This window comes from Sphingomonas bacterium, from assembly GCF_903642285.1.
GTDB lineage: Bacteria > Pseudomonadota > Alphaproteobacteria > Sphingomonadales > Sphingomonadaceae > Sphingomonas.
In genome coordinates this window covers 88,568-104,654 of the sequence record NZ_CAHJWJ010000008.1, presented here as the reverse complement: position 1 = coordinate 104,654, position 16,087 = coordinate 88,568, and the positions used below count along the sequence as shown (strand labels likewise).

Below are 16,087 nucleotides of genomic sequence, written 5' to 3'. Positions count from 1 at the left end.
TGATGTTCTAGTCCGGCGGCATGCCGTGTACGCGCCCCGATCGGCCGGACGATGCCTGTGTCACGCATCCCGGATCGCCGATGTGCGCCGCCGACGTGGTACGCGGCGCCACCCGGTTGCTGGTCGCGCACGATCTGCTGGCGATCGGCGAGGTGCCGCTGGAGGGGGGTCGTCGCGCCGACCTGATGGCGGTCGATCCGCGGGGCGGGATCGTCATCGTCGAGGTGAAGGTATCGCGCGCCGATCTGCTGGGCGACGGCAAATGGCCCGATTATCTCGGTTGCTGCGACCGATTTTTCTGGGCGGTGCCGGCAGGGTTCGACCTTGCGCCGCTGGAGAAGCCCGGCTTCCTGCCCGATCGGTGCGGGATCATCGTCGCGGACCGGTACGGTGCCGCGATCGTCCGCGAAGCCGCGACGATCCCCCTGGCCGCGCACGTCCGCCGCCGGGCGACGCTGGCCTTCGCCAGACGAGCGGCGCGGCGGGTGATCGCCGGCATCGACCCCGACGCGTTTCCGCTTCCCGTGAGATAGAAACTAGGTCTAACCGGGCGCAACGTCCGAGTGGCAATCCCGTTACGCCGCCGTCTCTCAAGACGGTCTATCGACGAAGGGGTCATCAATATGCGTCGTTTCACCATCGCGCTTTCCGCCGCGTCGTTTCTCCTGCCGGCCGCCATGGTCGTGCCGACCGCGGCGGCGGATGCGCGCCACCATTTCCGGCATTACAACCGGCATTATTATCACGGCTGCCGCCATTCGAGCGGTACGACCGGGCTGGTCGCGGGCGGCGTCGGTGGTGCGCTGGTCGGCAATTCCCTGTTTGGGCACGGTGCGCTCGGCACGGTCGCCGGCGGTGTCGGCGGCGCATTCGCCGGTCGTGCGATCGACCGGACGATCACCGCCCGGCGTCGCTGCCGCTGACGATGGGCGGTAAGCGCGCCTATTCGAGCGCGCGTACCGCCGGCGTATCGAGGCAAGCGAGCAACCGCGCCCGCGACATCGCCGCCACCGGGGCGGGCGGCGCATAAGGCGCGATATCGACCGGCCAGCCGATCGCGACGGGGTCGAACCCGCGCTGCCCGGTGCAGGTCATCGCCGCCGCCAGCAATTTCGGCGGCGTGTCGTACGCCTCGTACGACAGGCGGAAGGTGCCCCAATGGACCGGAATCGCGCGCGCCGCGCCGGTCAGGCGATACGCGTCGACCGCGTCGATCGGCCCCATATGCGCGGCGATCGCCATCTGGCCGGGGGTGAAGCGGAACGCGCCGATCGGCAGCAACGCCAGCCGGATCGGACCGTGCGCTGCGGCCTCGCGTGCCCATCGGCCGTCGCCGAAGCCGGTATCGCCCGCGAAATACAGATTGCCGCCGCTCGGAAATTGCACGACGAACCCGGACCAGAGCGCGCGGTTGCGGTCGGTGAACCAGCGGCTGGTCCAGTGATGCGCGCGGGTCGCGATGATCGTCACGCCCGGCTTCACGACGACCGAGCCGCCCCAGTCGATCGCGGTCGCCGTTGCCCCCGTCTGTGCGACGATGCTGTCGTTGCCCAGGCTGGTGACGATCCGCGGCCGGTCGCGCGTCCAGAGCCGCTTGAGCGTCGCCAGATCGAGATGGTCGTAGTGATTGTGGCTGACCAGCACGATATCGATCCGCGGCAGCGCGTCGAACGCGATCCCCGGTTCGGTCGTCCGGGTCGGCCCGAGCAGGCCGAACGGGCCGGCGCGGTCCGACCATAGCGGGTCCGTCAGGATATTGAGCCCCTGCGTCTGGATCAGCACGGTCGCATGCCCGACCCAGGTCACGACCATGCGATCGCCCTCGACGCGGGGTGGCGGCGCGATCGGCGCGATCGCGACATGGTCGGGCCAGGGTGGCCGGCCGTCGCGCTTCGTCAGATAGCGCCATAGGAACCCGGCGCGGCTGTTGCCGGTCGGCGGCGCGAAGGTTTCCGCATCGCCATCGGGATTGAAGAAGCGCTGGCCGTCGAAATGGTCGCTTGCGGGCCCGCGATAATAGATCCGGTCGAGGAAGCGGGGAACGATCGTGATCGCCAGCGCCAGTATCACGACGACGACCAGGATCGCCGCGGCAACGACCTTGACGACCACCATCATGCCGGGTCGATGGCCTGACCGACGCTCGATGCGCAGCCGGTGAAGAGGATATGCCGGCCGTCCAAGCGCATGAAATTCTTTCGTTCTGATGATCTGGATGTCCAGCGATCGAAGTCGATCGGGGGTTCCCGCGGTCGCCGGCGATGCTAGCATCGCCCGTAGAACGAGGGAGGACATGATGTACGGAATGGCGACCGCAATGGCGGTTCTGGCACTGGCTCCCGTGCCAGTCATGGCGCGGACGGTGACGGTCGAGGAACGGTCGATCGACGATCTCCAGCGGATGATGGCCGGCGGGCAAGCGACGAGCGTCGATCTCGTTCGCGCCTATCTCGCGCGGATCGCGGCGATGGACCGCAAGGGGCCGGCGCTGCGTGCGGTCATCGCGCTCAATCCCGACGCGCTCGCCCAGGCCAGGGCGCTCGATGCCGAACGGAAGAACGGCCATGTCCGCGGTCCGCTGCACGGCGTGCCGATCCTCATCAAGGACAATATCGAGACGCTGGACCCAATCGCCACGACCGCGGGCAGCCTGGCGCTGAAGGACAATGTCACCCGGCGCGATGCCGGGGTGGTAGCGCGGCTGCGCGCAGCGGGCGCGGTGATCCTGGGCAAGACCAACCTCAGCGAATGGGCCAATATCCGTTCGACCCGGTCGATGAGCGGGTGGAGCGCGATCGGCGGGCTGGTCCGCAACCCCTATGCGCTCGACCGGACCGCGTGCGGATCGTCGAGCGGATCGGGCGCGGCGGCGGCGGCGAGCTTCGCGGCGGCGGCGGTCGGGACGGAGACCGACGGATCGGTGGTATGCCCGTCGTCGCTGAACGGGCTGGTCGGACTGAAGCCGTCGATCGGGCTGGTCAGCCGCGGCCATGTCGTGCCGATCAGCCACAGCCAGGACACGCCCGGGCCGATGGCGCGAAGCGTGCGCGATGTGGCCGAGATGTTCACCGCGATGGTCGGCTCCGATCCGCTCGATCCGGCCACCGCCGGCGCTCACGCGATCGACTATGCCGCCGGCCTGTCGACCAGTGCGCTGACGGGCATGCGGATCGCGGTGCTGAAGCCCGATACGATGACCCCCGATCTCGCGCTCGCCTATGACCGCGCGCTGTCGGTGCTGAAGGCGGCGGGGGCGGTGCTGGTGCCGGTCGAACGGCCCAAGCTGGAGGGGATCGGCGAGGCCGAGTTCGCGGTGCTGGCGACGGAACTGAAGGCGGACCTCGACCTCTATCTCGCCACCACGCCGCCCGCGGTGAAGACGCGCACGCTGGACGACGTGATCGCGTTCGACCGTGCCAACGCGGCGACCGAAATGCCGTATTTCGGGCAGGAGACGTTCGACAAGGCCGCCACGACGAAGGGCCTCGACGACCCCGCCTACAAGGCCGCGCGCGCCAAATCGCTGCGGCTGGCCGGGGCGGAGGGGATCGACGCGATGCTGAAGACGGCGAACGCGACGATCCTGGTCGCGCCCAGCTACGGCGCGGCATGGCTGTCGGATCCGGTCTATGGCGACCAGTATAACGGCCCCAGCTCCAGCGAACTGCCGGCAATCGCGGGGTATCCCAACCTGACGGTGCCGATGGGGCTGGTCGGTGGATTGCCCGTCGGATTGTCCTTCATCGCGACGAAGTTCGGCGAGGCGACGGTGCTGGGTGCGGGCTATGCGTTCGAGCAACGCGCGCATGCCAGAGTCGCGCCGCGCTACTTGCCCGTGGCGGCGGTCGGGCCGGGGCTGGAGGGTGTCCGCTAGCCGAGCAGGTCCTTGCGGATCCGGATCGCCTCCAGCGACACCCGGACCTCGACCATGAAACCGACAAGCGCGGCGATCAGCAACGCCATGGCGATGATGAAGCTCAGCGCGACGACGGTTCCCAAGTGCAGTTTGGCGAGCCCGCCGATGAAGAGCAGCGCGACGACGGCGCATGTCATCACCGCGCTCGATACCGCGAGAAACAGGGCGGCATTGATGATCGAGATGCGGCGATCGAGCAGGCGCAGTTCCCAGATGTGGCGATCATGTTCGGGGCCCGTCGAGCCGGGATGCAGCGCCTCCAGCACGCGTCCGCGATCGACGACCCGCGACAGCCGCCCGGCCAGCACGTTCAGCAGCGCGCCGATGCCCGCGAGCATGAAGACGGGGGACAGCGAAAGCTGGATCGTCTGCGCGATCGTGGAAACGGCGGGAAGCGTCGGCATCGTCCCAGTCTACCGAGCGGCGCGGGGGCGGCAAGGCGCAAACAGGTTCGCGTCAATCGCGGATATAGCGGAAGTACCACACCTCGCGCCCCTGCCGCCGCGCCTTGCGTTCGTAGCGCGTCTCCGGCCAGTCGGCGGGGCGGTCGAGGAAATCGCTGGGGCCCGTCGCCAGCCAGCGGAAATCGCGGCGTCCACCCAGCACCATCAGCGCCCAGCGGCAATAGGTCGGATCGTCGGTGCCCAGCCGGAACTCGCCGCCCGGTTTCAGCTTGGCGGCGATCGCGTCGAGCGGGCCGTGATTGACCATCCGCCGCTTGGCGTGCCGCGCTTTGCGCCAGGGATCGGGATGGAGCAGGTAAACGCGCTCCAGGCCGGCATCGGGCAGCCGTTCCAGGACGTCCAGCGCATCGCCCATGTGCAGCCGGACATTGGTCAGGCCGTTGTCGCGGATATGCGCCAGCGCGCCGACCACACCGTTCAGGAACGGTTCGCAACCGATGAACCCGGTATCCGGTGCCGCCCCCGCCTGCCCCGCGAGATGCTCGCCGGCCCCGAACCCGATCTCCAGCTGCAGCGGGCGATCCTCGCCGAACAGCGTCGCCGCCGACAACGCACCCGTCACCGGAACGCTGACCCTGGCGAGCGCATCCTCGACGAGTGCCGCCTGTCCGACGCGTAGCTTGTGCCCCTGGCGACGGCCATAAAGGCGGCGGATGGTGGAGGGATCGTTCATCGCCGCCGCCCTTAGAGCAGCGCGCGCACCGGGCAAAGCCGCGCGGACCCGTGCGTTATCTGCGGAGCCCGATCGTCATGCCGGTCTTGCCCCCGGCACCCGTCGCGGTTCGCGCAATCGGCTGGTGACCGCCCAGCACCAGGTCGAGCACCTGCTGCGGCTGCGGCAATTGATCGAACGAGGGGAATGTCGCGATGCTGCCGTCGAGATCGGCATAGGTCACCGCATAGCCCCCCGTGCTCGGCTGGCCGGGTAGCGTCAGTCCCTTGTACACGCTGGCGATCCGGCCCGAATCGGCGATCGCGAGCGTGTAGCCGTCGCTGGTCCCCATCGCGCGGTAGACGGCGTAGTCGACCGTCGGCGGTACCGGATCGCGGCAATATTCGACGGGCGTCGCATCCGCGGGATGGTCCTTCTCCATACCTGCCGCGACCGCGCCGCCCAGCAGCGCCTGCATCATGTCGGGTTTGCGCGCCGCCGCCTTGTGGTATGTCAGTCCGTCGGCGCATTCCCCGACCGGCTTCGCGACAGGCACGCTGTCGCCGGTCGTCGGCCAGCGGATCGCCGCGATCAGCGCGGAAAGTTTCGCGTCCGCCGCGGCCGGGTCGAGCGTCGTCGCGCTGAGTCGGACCGCGACCAGCCACGCGCCGACCGGACTTACGGCCAGCGTGGTCGACTTGTACTTGCCGCGCCCGGGCACATAGACCTGCCGCAGGCCGGAGGCGACCGCTGCTCCGGGGTGCGCGAACGGCGTCGGCAGCGGGGCGACCGGGGTCGCGCCGCCATAGATGTCGCGCAGCGCGATCGCGGTCTGCGCACGGTCGAACCAGATGGGGACGCTCATCAACGCGGGTCGGAAGATATGGATGGTGGCGACCGTCGCCCGGTCGGGGCTGGCGAATTCGGCCGCGATGTCGCGTTCCGCGGTGCCGTTGTCGGTCAGCGTGGTGCGCGGCAGGCCCGCCAGCGTCGCGGTCAGGATCACCCCGCTATCGGCATGCTGCCATCCCTTGCCGAGCGGTACCGGCAGGTCGCGGCGCTGCGCGGCGGCCGGCGCGGCAAGGGCAAGAAGAGCCAGAACGACGATCGCGACGCGCATGAAAAGCCCCTGTTCCGCCCCGTCATATCTCTTCCGGTTCCCCCGCGAAAGCGGGGGCCCAGGGGCCACGAACGTACCGCTCGTATTCCTCGGCTCCTGCGTTCGCAGGAGAACGAAAAGATCGTGCCAGTCGAATCGGATCGCAGGCTAGTGGCGGTCGCCCGGACGTCGAGATCAGTTGGCGACCGCCGCCTTCAACGCGTCGATCAGGTCGGTCTTTTCCCAGGTGAACAGGTCACCTTCGGGCTCGCGGCCGAAATGGCCGTAGGCGGCGGTCTTCTGGTAGATCGGCGCGTTCAGCTTCAGATGTTCGCGGATACCCTTGGGCGTCAGGCGGACCAGCTTGGGGAGCACCGCTTCGAGCACCGCCTCGTCCACGGTGCCGGTGCCATGCGTATCGACATAGACGCTCAGCGGCTCGGCGACGCCGATCGCGTAGCTCAGCTGGATCGTCACCCGGCGCGCAAGTCCGGCGGCGACGACGTTCTTCGCCAGATAGCGCGCGACATAGGCGGCGGAGCGATCGACCTTGGTCGGGTCCTTGCCGCTGAACGCGCCGCCGCCATGCGGGGCCGCGCCGCCATAGGTGTCGACGATGATCTTGCGACCGGTCAGGCCTGCGTCGCCGTCGGGGCCGCCGATCTCGAACTGGCCGGTCGGATTGATGTAGATGCTGGTCGCGTCGGTGATGAAGCCGTCGGGCAGGATGTCGCGGAACGCGCCCATCACGTAATCGCGCAGCACCTTGTACTTCGCGGGATCGGCATTCTCGCCCTTCTCGCAATAGCCCGGCGCATGCTGGGTGGAGACGACCAGCGCGGTCGCGCGCACCGGCTTCTCGTTCTCATATTCCAGCGTCACCTGGCTTTTCGCGTCGGGTTCGAGGAACGGGGCCGCGCCCGAATGCCGGTCCGCCGCCAGCCGCTCGAGGATCTTGTGGCTGTAATACAGCGTCGCCGGCATCAGGCCCGGGGTCTCGTCGGTCGCGTAGCCGAACATGATGCCCTGGTCGCCCGCGCCCTCGTCCTTGTTACCGCTCTCGTCGACGCCCATCGCGATGTCGGCGGACTGCGGATGGAGATTGTTCGAGAAGGCGAAGGTCTGCCAGTGGAAGCCGGTCTGTTCATAGCCGATCCGCTTCACCGTCGCGCGGACGGTGTCCTCGATCTCCTGCTCGACGCCGGGTGCCCAGTTACCCTCGGTATCCATGATGCCGGTGCCGCGGATCTCGCCCGCGATCACGACCATGTTGGTCGTCGTCAGCGTCTCGCACGCGATCCGCGCCTGCGGGTCCTTGCCAAGGAAAAGATCGACGATCGAGTCGCTGATCTGGTCGGCGACCTTGTCCGGATGACCTTCGGAAACCGACTCGGACGTGAAGAGAAAAGAGCTACGCATCGATCGTTCTCACACCATATAAAGAAAGCTTTATATGACCGCCTAGCGCGCGCGGCGGCGGATGGCAACGCCGAGCAGCAGCATCGCCGCTGCGACGATCGCCGCCGCCGCGTTGCCGATCCGCGAAAACGGGGTGGGGGGCAGCGCGTCCGGTATGGGTGCCTCGACCGCGCCCGCCCGGCCCGCCGGGATGCTCGCGACCAGGCGACCGTCCGCGGCGACGATCGCGGAAATACCGGTGGGGGTGGAGCGGACGATCGGCAGTCCTTCCTCGATCGCGCGCATCCGTGCCTGCGCCAGATGCTGCGGCGGCCCCCAGCGCCCGAACCAGGCGTCGTTCGACGGATTGAACAACAGTCGCGGCCGATGCGCTTCGTCGACGATCTGACCGGAGAAGACGATCTCGTAGCAGATCTGCATACCGATCATGCCGAACCCGGGCAGCGCGAACGTCCGCGGGCCCGGCCCTTCCTTGAAATCGACATCGCCGGGCACCAGCCGCGACAGCCCGATCGCCGACAGGACGGGTCGCATCGGCAGATATTCGCCATAGGGCACGAGATGCGCCTTGTCGTAACGCGCGAGGATTCGGCCGCGTGCGTCGAGCGCGTAGATCGCGTTGCTCGCGCTCGTCACCGCGCCGCGTTCGAACTGCAACGCGGTCCCGCCCGCCAGCAATATGTCGCGCGGCCCGAGCAACCGCGCCAGCCGCGCGCGTGCCGCCGCCGGATCGACGTCGTAGATGTAATTCGGATAGCCGCCTTCGAGATAGTCGCGCACCACCCCCTCGGGCCACAGCAGCAATCGCGGGGTCGCGTCCGATCGGCCCGACAGGCCGCCGAGCGTGTGGATCATCACCGTGCTATCGGTCTCGCCGCGCTGGTCCTGGCCGATGTTCGGCTGGACGACTCGCAGGCTGGCGGTTTCGGCCGCCGGCGGCACGGTGTCGTCGTGGCTGATGAGAAACGCCGCGCCGATCGACGCCGCCACGACCGTCACCCCGCGCCAGCGTCGCTGTACGACCGATATCAACGCGCCTGCGACCACGATCGTCAGCCCCGACAGCGCATAGGTGCCGACGACCCGCGCGACCCGCGCGATCGCGATCACCGGTACCCACACGACGCCCAGCGGGTCCCAGGCATAGCCGGTGAACATCGTCGCGCGCAGCCATTCGGTCGCGATCCACGCCGCGCCGAATACCAGCACGAACGGCCAGCCGGGCGGCGTCGTCCGATCGCCGGTCGCGCGCGGGCTCCCCAGCCGCCATGCGACGCCCGCCGCCATCATCGGATACACCGCGAGATACAGCGCGAGCAGGACGGGCGCGGCATAGCCGAGCGTCGGCGGCATCGCCTGCTGGAAATCGAACGCGTGCTGGATCCAGTTGTCGTTGATCGTGAAGTGCCCGAGCCCGAACAGCCAGCCGCGCCAAAGCGCCGAACGGATCGTCGGCGCGTCGTGCACCAGCCAGAGCCACGCGGCGAAGCAGGCGAGCGTCAGCGGCCATAGATCGAACGGCGCGAACCCGCACGCGGCGGCAGCGCCGAGGAGGACGCAGGCGAGGGCAGGGAAGCGTGTCACGGTCGCGCCTATATCCATTCCTCCCCGGGACGGGGAGGGGGACCAGCGAAGCTGGTGGCGGGGGTGGGCCGCTAGCGGATCGCTCGTGGTGAGCCCCCCTCCACCCCGCCGCTGCGCGTCGCGGTCCCCCTCCCCGTCCCGGGGAGGAATGTGTTAGGAGCGTCGCATGACGCTACGCCCCTTCCACCTCGCCTTTCCCGTCCACGACCTCGCCGCGGCGCGCGCCTTCTACGGCGGCGTGCTCGGCTGCGCCGAGGGGCGGTCGAGCGATCGGTGGATCGATTTCGATCTGCAAGGCCATCAGATCGTCGCGCATCTCGATCCCGCCGCGCGCGCGGTGGCGGTCGAGAATGCGGTCGATGGTCATTCGGTGCCGGTCCCGCATTTCGGCGTCGTGCTGACGATGCCCGGCTGGGAGGCGATGGCGGCGCGGGTGGCGGCGGCCGGGGTCAGGTTCGGGATCGAACCGCATGTCCGTTTCAGGGGCCGGGCCGGCGAACAGGCGACGATGTTCTTTTGCGATCCGAGCGGCAACGCGCTGGAGTTCAAGGCGTTCGGGGACGACGCCATGCTGTTCGCGACCGACGAGGAAGAGGTGACGATATGAGCCAGCCGATCGAACTCGACATCACGCACCAGCTGGGCAAGGCGGGGGCCCGCGCCAGGCTGGACGGCAACATCGCCCGGATCGGCGAGAAGATTCCCGGCGGTGCCGTGGTCGATCACCGGTGGGAGGGCGACACGATGCACTTCACCGTCGGCGCGATGGGGCAGAACATCGCCAGCCGGCTGACGGTGTTCGAAACCCATGTCCATGCGGTCGTGAACCTGCCGCCGTTCATGGCATTGTTCGCCGGCATGGTCCGCGCATCGATCGAGCGCGAAGGACCCAAATTGCTGCGGTGAGTCAGAGTTTGCCGTCGAACCGGTAGACGTCGATCGTGCCGGGTGTTTCGGTCGGGAAGGCGAGGATCACCGTCGTCAGTCCGGATTTGGCCTGGAAAGCGGCCATCGCCGATGGCGACCGCGTGAAGGTCAGGATCATGCGGGGCGGAATCGGGGGACCGCCCCATATATCGCCCCAGCGCTCCCGGTACACGAGACGCAGCGTCGCGCTCCGATCGCCATTCGCCGGACGCGTGAGCGCCAGGATATACGGCACGATGTGGGTCGGATTGGCGAGCGCCACGAGACGCTCGCCGACCGGAACGAAGGGGTTCGCCGTGCCGGACGGCACGACATCCCTCTTGTCGTAGGGCAGCAGCACCGCATCACCGTGCGCGCTGTCGGGGGCGGCGATGCCGAGATAGGTATAGGCGGCCTGGACGATGAACGGCGAAGGCGTTGCGTCGGTCGTCAGCCATGGCACCGCGGTCGCGTCGGTCCCGCAGGCGGACAATGCATAGCGCGCGATCTTGCCGGTGCCGCCGGCAAACGCGACGAAGGACAGGCTGCCGTACAGATCGGCCATCGATGTCGGGCGACCGACCGCGCCGCGCATCGGGGCGATGCCCACCGCCTTGATACCGGCCAGCGTTCCCGCCTGAAGATCGAACGTCAGCCAGTCGCCGCTGCCGGTGGTCGCGATCAACCCGTAAGGGCCGGAAAAAGCGAGTGCGGTTACGTCGGCGACGCGCCGATCGTGCGTGGCGATGCGGACGCCCCATCGCATCGCCAGTGTCCCTGCGTCCTTCGTCGGTGCGATAGCCAGCGGGGTGACCGTCGCGGCGACCGGTGCGGGCGATCCCATCGGCGCGACGCCGCAAGAGGCGGCGATGAAGGGCGCATCGTCGGGTGGCGGCGGCGGGATCGACGACCAAGCCGCGGACGCCGCGAGCAAGCCGGCCAAGGCGATCGCGGCGACCTTCATCACCGCGCGCTCACCCGCCATACCCGGTTCCCGACATCGTCCGCGACCAGGAGGCCGCCGTCCTTGTCGACGATCACCCCGACCGGCCGCCCGCGCGCCTTGCCGTCCTTGTCGAGGAACCCGGTCAGCACATCGATCGGCTTCGCACCGGCGGTCGGGAATCCGTTCGCGGCGAAGGGGATGTACACGACCTTGTAGCCCGACACGGGTTTGCGGTTCCACGATCCGTGTTCGCCGACGAATGCGCCGTTCGACCATGCCGCGCCCAGCTTCGTCCCGTCCGCGAACGCCAGGCCGAGCGCCGCGACATGCGGGCCGAGCGCGTAATCGGGCCGCTTCGAATATTGCTGCAGCTGCGGGTTGTCGGGCTGGACGCGGGCATCGGGATAGCCGCCCCAATAATACCAGGGCCAGCCGAAATGATCCCCGAACTCGACCTGCGTCAGGTAATCGGGCGCAAGATCGGACCCGAGCATGTCGCGTTCGTTGACGACGGTCCACAGCTGCCCCGCCTTGGTCAGCGCCATGCCGTTGGGGTTGCGAAGTCCCGCGGCGTAGATGCGGAACGTCTTCTCCTTCGGCCAGACCTGCAGGATCGCGGCGCGGTTCTGCTCGGCGTCGATGCCGTCGTCCGCGATGTTGGTCGACGAGCCGACGCTGACCAGCAACGTCCGCCCATCGGGCGCGGGGATGACGTTGCGCGCCCAGTGATTGCCGCCGCCGGGCAGCTTCACGACCAGTTCGGGCTTCGCGGTAATCGCGGTCGCGCCGTCGGTATAGGGCACGCGGACCAGCGCATCGGTATCGGCAATGTACAGCTGCCCCTCGAACAACGTCATCCCGAAGGGCGAATCGAGCCCGGTCATGAACACGGTCTTCACGTCCGCCACGCCGTCGCCCTTCGTCGATCGCAGCAGCGTGATCCGGTTCGCGGACGGCGCACCCGCCCCGGCCTTGCCCATCAGGTGCTTCATCACCCAATTCTGGATACCGCCGCCCCCCCGCGGCGGGGAATTGGTTTCGGCGACCAGCACGTCGCCATCGGGCAATCGGTAGAGCCAGCGCGGATGGTCCAGCCCGGTCGCGTACGCCTTTACCGACAGGCCGGGTGCCGGGGTCGGCGTCGCGCCGGCGGGCCAGCCGACCGCATCGGCGACGTCGATCGTCGGGATCGTCTGCACCCGCGGCGTGGAGATCGTCGGCGTCTTGCCCTCGACCGCCGCGATCGGCAGCCGCGCCGTGTCGGGCCAGCCGACATAGACCGCAGCGGCGATGACGACGAGGACGAAGAGTCCGAAGACGATCAGGATGTGTCTGCGCATGGCGGCGAGGGTAGAACGGCGCGGGCGTGGGGGGAAGGGGTCAGGCCGTCTCCGACCGCAACGGCCGCGCGAGCAGGTCGCCGATGACGTCGTGCACGTCCGCCCCCTCCAGCAACCGGCACACCGCGTCGCACACCGGCATGTCGACGCCCGCCGCCGCAGCGGCTTCGCGCAGCACGGGGGCGGTGAACGCGCCCTCCGCCACCGTCCGCCGATCCGCGAGCAGGTCCGCCGCCGCAGCGCCGCGCCCGAGCCCGACGCCGAGCGAAAAATTGCGCGAGCTGTTCGACGAACAGGTCAGCACCAGATCGCCGAGCCCCGACAGCCCCGCGAGCGTCTCGGCCCGCGCCCCGCGCGCGAGCCCGAACCGCGTCATCTCGGCAAAGCCGCGCGCGATCAGCGCGGCGCGCGCGTTCTGGCCGAGCCCGCCACCCTCGACCACGCCGCACGCGATCGCCAGCACGTTCTTGACCGCACCGCCGATCTCCGCGCCGGTCACGTCGGACGACGCATAGAGCCGGAAATGCGGCACCGCGATCCGTTGCGCGATCCGGTCGCGCAAGCCGTCATCCGCACATGCCAGCGTCACCGCGGTCGGCAGTCCGGCGGCGACCTCGTGCGCGAAGGTCGGTCCGGACAGCACGGCGATCGGGCTGTCGGGGCATATTGCGGCGGCGACTTCGCCGACCAGCCGCTGCGTCCCCGCTTCGATCCCCTTGGCGCACAGGATCAAGGCCGCGCCACCGACCGGCGTATCCGCCAGCACCGCGCCGACATGCTGCGCCGGTGCCACGACGAGCAGCGCGTCGTGTCCCGCCATCGCGGCCAGGTCCCCCGTCGCGCGCACCCGCGACGACAGCAAGACGCCGGGAAGGTAGAGCGCATTTTCGTGGCCGTCGTTGATCCCCGCGACCACCGCCGGCTCGCGCGCCCACAACAGCACGTCCGCCGCGTCCCCCGCCGCGACCTGCGCCAGCGCGGTGCCCCATGCGCCACCGCCGATGACGCCGACCTTCACGCCTTCACCCCCGCCCCGCGTACCGCTTCGGCGGCGGGGTCGAGCGGCCAGCGCGGACGCGCTGGCACGTCGAGCGGATCGGTCAGCCCGGCCGCGAACCGCTCCGCCCCCGCCCAGGCGATCATCGCGGCATTGTCGGTGCACAGCCACGAGGGTGGCGCGACGAAGCGAAGCCCGTGCACGGTCGCGAGCGACTGCAAAGCCGTCCGCACCGCGCCGTTCGCCGCGACCCCCCCCGCGACGACGAGGGCGGTCGCCCCGTTTGCCCGCCCGATCGCGCGGGCCGTCCGGTCGACCAGGCAATCCACCACCGCCGCCTGGAACGACGCGGCGACATCCTCGGCGCGGTGGTTCGGCGCGGCGCGCAGGACCGCGCTCTTCAGCCCGGCGAAGGAGAAATGCGGCTCGGCCGATCCCTTGAGCGGCCGCGGCAGCGGCACTGCCGCCGCATCGCCCAGCGCCGCGGCGCGCTCGACCGCCGGCCCACCGGGAAAGCCCAGCCCCAATATCTTCGCGGTCTTGTCGAACGCCTCGCCCGCGGCATCGTCGATCGTCGTCGCCAGCCGCCGGTATCGCCCGACGCCCTCGACGAACAGCAACTGGCAATGCCCGCCCGACACCAGCAGCAGCAGATAGGGAAAGCCGAGATCGGGATCGGACAGCCGAGCGGACAGCGCATGTCCTTCGAGGTGATTGACCGCGATCAGCGGCCTGGCACCCGCATGCGCCAGCGCCTTCGCCATCACCAGCCCGACCATGACGCCGCCGATCAGCCCCGGCCCCGCCGTCGCCGCCACCGCATCGACATCGTCGAGCGTCAGCCCCGCGTCGGAAAGCGCCCCCGCGACCAGCGGCTGGATCATCTCGACATGCGCGCGTGCCGCGATCTCGGGCACGACGCCGCCGAACGGCGCATGCGCTGCCTCCTGCCCCGCCAGCCGGTGCGCCAGGATACGCCGATCCCCCGTGACGATCGCGGCGGCGGTCTCGTCGCACGAGGATTCGATGCCGAGGATGATGGGGGCGGGCATGGGACCAGCCCTAGGCCCGATCGGCGATGGCGGACAAGCCGGGCGTGGCGAACGCTAGGGAAGGGGACGGTAGGGCAAGCTTCCCGTCGCATCGATAAACAATAAACGTCTTGACCTGCTTTGGCGGTTGTCTTATTGATTATCGATAAGAGGAGCCGATCACATGGATCAGACCCGACGACTGACGACGGCAACATTATTGGTGATCCGAATTGGCATCGCCTTGAACGCGCTGTTCCTGGCCGCAGTCGTAATCGGCCTGACGGCATCCGCCCTTATGGGCCAGCGATTCACCATCCTGCTGCTCGGGGCCGGCATCGACCTTGCCGAGCGGACCGCGGGCATGCGTTTGCTCCTCCTGGTCGGTCTCGTGATGGCGCTGGCGACCTTCGTCCTGCTCCGCGCGCTGCGCGACATCGTCGCGAGCGTGCGGTCGGGTACGCCGTTCGTCGCCGCGAATGCTGGTCGACTGCACCGAGTCGGCTGGGCGCTGCTCGCGCTTCAGCTGCTCGATCTGCCCTGCGCCCTGATCGCGCGCGGCTATCCGAGCCTGGGCGATGCAGCGCCGGCCGGCGGCGTGTCGCTGGGCGGCTGGATGGCCGTGCTGATGGTGTTCGTCCTCGCCCGCGTGTTCGCGGCCGGGACGGTCATGCACGACGAACTCGAAGGGACGGTGTGAGCCGTGCCGATTATGGTTACGTTGGACGACATGCTTGCCCGGCGAGGCATGACGCTGACCCAGCTTTCCGAAGCGGTCGACATCACGCTTGCCAATCTTTCGATCCTGAAGACCGGCAAGGCCAAGGCGATTCGTTTCTCGACGCTGGAGGCGATCTGCGCCGTTCTCGACTGCCAGCCCGCGGATATCCTCGCGTTCGAACGCTCCGACGCCGCGGCTGCGCGCTGAAATCGACCCCCACCAACGAGGTGAACCATGACCGCCGTTTCCGTCTTCCGCCTGAACCTGCTGCGCGCAGGCTATCTCTTGCTCGTCGTCGGGCTCGGCCTGACGATCTGGCCCTCGATCCTCGATATCGGACACGCCTGGGCGCTGCGACAAGGGGTCGTCGTCTGCATGCTCGGTGCCATGTCGGCGCTCGCCGTGCTGGGACTGCGCCATCCGCTCCGGATGCTGCCGATCCTGTTCTTCGAAATGGCATGGAAGACGCTTTGGCTCTGTCGTGTCGCCCTGCCTCTATGGTCCGCCGATCGGCTCGACGCGGCAACGACCGAGACGATGTACGAATGTCTCGGGGTCGTGATCTTCCCCTTCGTCATTCCCTGGACCTACGCGATCGATACCTATTTCGGGGTGCGGCGGATCCCTGGATCGCGTGCAGGACGGCGGCGCGATGAGTTTCACGGCTGCGGTCGATCTCCTGCCGGCGCGCACTTCGCTTCAGGAACGAAGGCCGCCGCAAACCGGCTGGTGGACATCGCCGCGCGCCGTGCCCGGATGATCGTCGGGCGCGATGGCAGGCCAGCCCGCTTCCCGTCGGAACGCCCCCTCGCAATGTTGGATTTTCCGTGCCACCTCACGCCGCATGCCGATGACGCCATGCCCGATGCGTTGCTTGTCCAATTTGCAATCGACCGCGCGGGAGGGATTCCGGCGCGGACGTAGTGTCCACTTCGTCCACTTCCGAATGCGTTTCCTGCAATCGCCTGAGAATCGGATGATGCCGACTCGCTCGTCGGTATCGCGCCGAAAC

At 68.7% G+C, this 16,087-nt stretch carries 18 protein-coding genes; 8 read left to right on the top strand and 10 right to left on the bottom strand.

Annotation, left to right across the window (positions count from 1 at the left end; all coding sequences use genetic code 11):
• Positions 1 to 20: 20 nt before the first annotated feature.
• A complete protein-coding gene (locus tag HUU99_RS06180) occupies positions 21 to 533 on the top strand; it encodes an MmcB family DNA repair protein (RefSeq protein WP_254602960.1) in 513 nt (170 codons plus the stop codon).
• Positions 534 to 623: 90 nt separating this feature from the next.
• A complete protein-coding gene (locus HUU99_RS06175) occupies positions 624 to 923 on the top strand; it encodes a hypothetical protein (RefSeq protein WP_174285699.1) in 300 nt (99 codons plus the stop codon).
• A gap of 19 nt (positions 924 to 942) precedes the next feature.
• Here HUU99_RS06175 and HUU99_RS06170 read toward each other — a convergent pair whose 3' ends face one another.
• Positions 943 to 2,118 carry an MBL fold metallo-hydrolase gene (locus tag HUU99_RS06170; RefSeq protein ID WP_174285698.1) on the bottom strand — a complete coding sequence of 392 codons (1,176 nt, stop codon included), beginning with the start codon at positions 2,116 to 2,118 and terminating at the stop codon, positions 943 to 945.
• A 187-nt stretch (positions 2,119 to 2,305) separates the two neighbouring features.
• Here HUU99_RS06170 and HUU99_RS06165 point away from each other — a divergent pair, with 187 nt between their 5' ends.
• Positions 2,306 to 3,874, top strand: a complete 1,569-nt coding sequence (locus tag HUU99_RS06165; protein WP_438827178.1) for an amidase — start codon at positions 2,306 to 2,308, stop codon at positions 3,872 to 3,874.
• Here HUU99_RS06165 and HUU99_RS06160 read toward each other — a convergent pair.
• The 5 genes from HUU99_RS06160 to lnt all read right to left on the bottom strand — a co-directional run bounded on the left by HUU99_RS06160 (position 3,871) and on the right by lnt (position 9,152).
• Positions 3,871 to 4,320 (bottom strand): DUF2721 domain-containing protein, encoded by a 450-nt coding sequence (locus tag HUU99_RS06160; RefSeq protein WP_174285696.1) that lies wholly within the window; start codon positions 4,318 to 4,320, stop codon positions 3,871 to 3,873. The genes HUU99_RS06165 and HUU99_RS06160 overlap by 4 nt on opposite strands.
• A 52-nt stretch (positions 4,321 to 4,372) precedes the next feature.
• Positions 4,373 to 5,053, bottom strand: a complete 681-nt coding sequence (trmB, locus tag HUU99_RS06155; protein WP_174285695.1) for a tRNA (guanosine(46)-N7)-methyltransferase TrmB — start codon at positions 5,051 to 5,053, stop codon at positions 4,373 to 4,375.
• Positions 5,054 to 5,108: 55 nt separating this feature from the next.
• On the bottom strand, positions 5,109 to 6,152 hold the full coding sequence (locus HUU99_RS06150) for a hypothetical protein (RefSeq protein WP_174285694.1): 1,044 nt from the start codon (positions 6,150 to 6,152) through the stop codon (positions 5,109 to 5,111).
• A gap of 174 nt (positions 6,153 to 6,326) precedes the next feature.
• Positions 6,327 to 7,550, bottom strand: coding sequence for a methionine adenosyltransferase (gene metK / locus HUU99_RS06145; protein ID WP_174285693.1), 1,224 nt, complete (start codon positions 7,548 to 7,550; stop codon positions 6,327 to 6,329).
• 42 nt (positions 7,551 to 7,592) lie between these two features.
• Complete coding sequence (gene lnt, locus HUU99_RS06140) at positions 7,593 to 9,152, bottom strand: apolipoprotein N-acyltransferase (RefSeq protein WP_375380067.1); 1,560 nt, start codon at positions 9,150 to 9,152, stop codon at positions 7,593 to 7,595.
• A gap of 148 nt (positions 9,153 to 9,300) precedes the next feature.
• Here lnt and HUU99_RS06135 point away from each other — a divergent pair, with 148 nt between their 5' ends.
• Together HUU99_RS06135 and HUU99_RS06130 are read left to right on the top strand one after the other, a co-directional pair.
• A complete protein-coding gene (locus HUU99_RS06135) occupies positions 9,301 to 9,741 on the top strand; it encodes a VOC family protein (protein WP_174285691.1) in 441 nt (146 codons plus the stop codon).
• A complete protein-coding gene (locus tag HUU99_RS06130; RefSeq protein WP_174285690.1) occupies positions 9,738 to 10,040 on the top strand; it encodes a polyhydroxyalkanoic acid system family protein in 303 nt (100 codons plus the stop codon). The genes HUU99_RS06135 and HUU99_RS06130 overlap by 4 nt, the downstream gene beginning before the upstream one ends.
• Position 10,041: 1 nt before the next feature.
• Here the strand turns inward: HUU99_RS06130 and HUU99_RS06125 are convergent, their stop codons facing one another.
• From HUU99_RS06125 to tsaD, 4 genes are read right to left on the bottom strand one after another with little or no spacing between them, the layout of a single operon-like run.
• Positions 10,042 to 11,025: a hypothetical protein gene (locus HUU99_RS06125; protein ID WP_174285689.1), complete on the bottom strand. Its 984-nt coding sequence runs from the start codon at positions 11,023 to 11,025 to the stop codon at positions 10,042 to 10,044.
• Entirely contained in the window at positions 11,004 to 12,326 is a 1,323-nt protein-coding gene (locus HUU99_RS06120) for a PQQ-dependent sugar dehydrogenase (RefSeq protein ID WP_174285688.1), read from the bottom strand. The genes HUU99_RS06125 and HUU99_RS06120 overlap by 22 nt, the downstream gene beginning before the upstream one ends.
• Before the next feature lie 40 nt (positions 12,327 to 12,366).
• Positions 12,367 to 13,344, bottom strand: coding sequence for an NAD(P)H-dependent glycerol-3-phosphate dehydrogenase (locus HUU99_RS06115; RefSeq protein ID WP_174285687.1), 978 nt, complete (start codon positions 13,342 to 13,344; stop codon positions 12,367 to 12,369).
• Positions 13,341 to 14,375 carry a tRNA (adenosine(37)-N6)-threonylcarbamoyltransferase complex transferase subunit TsaD gene (gene tsaD / locus HUU99_RS06110; protein WP_174285686.1) on the bottom strand — a complete coding sequence of 345 codons (1,035 nt, stop codon included), beginning with the start codon at positions 14,373 to 14,375 and terminating at the stop codon, positions 13,341 to 13,343. Before tsaD ends, HUU99_RS06115 begins: the two co-directional genes overlap by 4 nt.
• 163 nt (positions 14,376 to 14,538) lie before the next feature.
• Between tsaD and HUU99_RS06105 the strand changes: the two genes are divergently transcribed.
• The 3 genes from HUU99_RS06105 to HUU99_RS06095 are packed head-to-tail and all read left to right on the top strand — an operon-like array spanning position 14,539 to position 15,999.
• Positions 14,539 to 15,054, top strand: coding sequence for a DUF2975 domain-containing protein (locus tag HUU99_RS06105; protein WP_174285685.1), 516 nt, complete (start codon positions 14,539 to 14,541; stop codon positions 15,052 to 15,054).
• Positions 15,055 to 15,066: 12 nt separating this feature from the next.
• Complete coding sequence (locus HUU99_RS06100; RefSeq protein WP_438827177.1) at positions 15,067 to 15,282, top strand: helix-turn-helix domain-containing protein; 216 nt, start codon at positions 15,067 to 15,069, stop codon at positions 15,280 to 15,282.
• Between the two features lie 27 nt (positions 15,283 to 15,309).
• Positions 15,310 to 15,999 carry a hypothetical protein gene (locus tag HUU99_RS06095; protein WP_174285683.1) on the top strand — a complete coding sequence of 230 codons (690 nt, stop codon included), beginning with the start codon at positions 15,310 to 15,312 and terminating at the stop codon, positions 15,997 to 15,999.
• Positions 16,000 to 16,087: the final 88 nt, after the last annotated feature.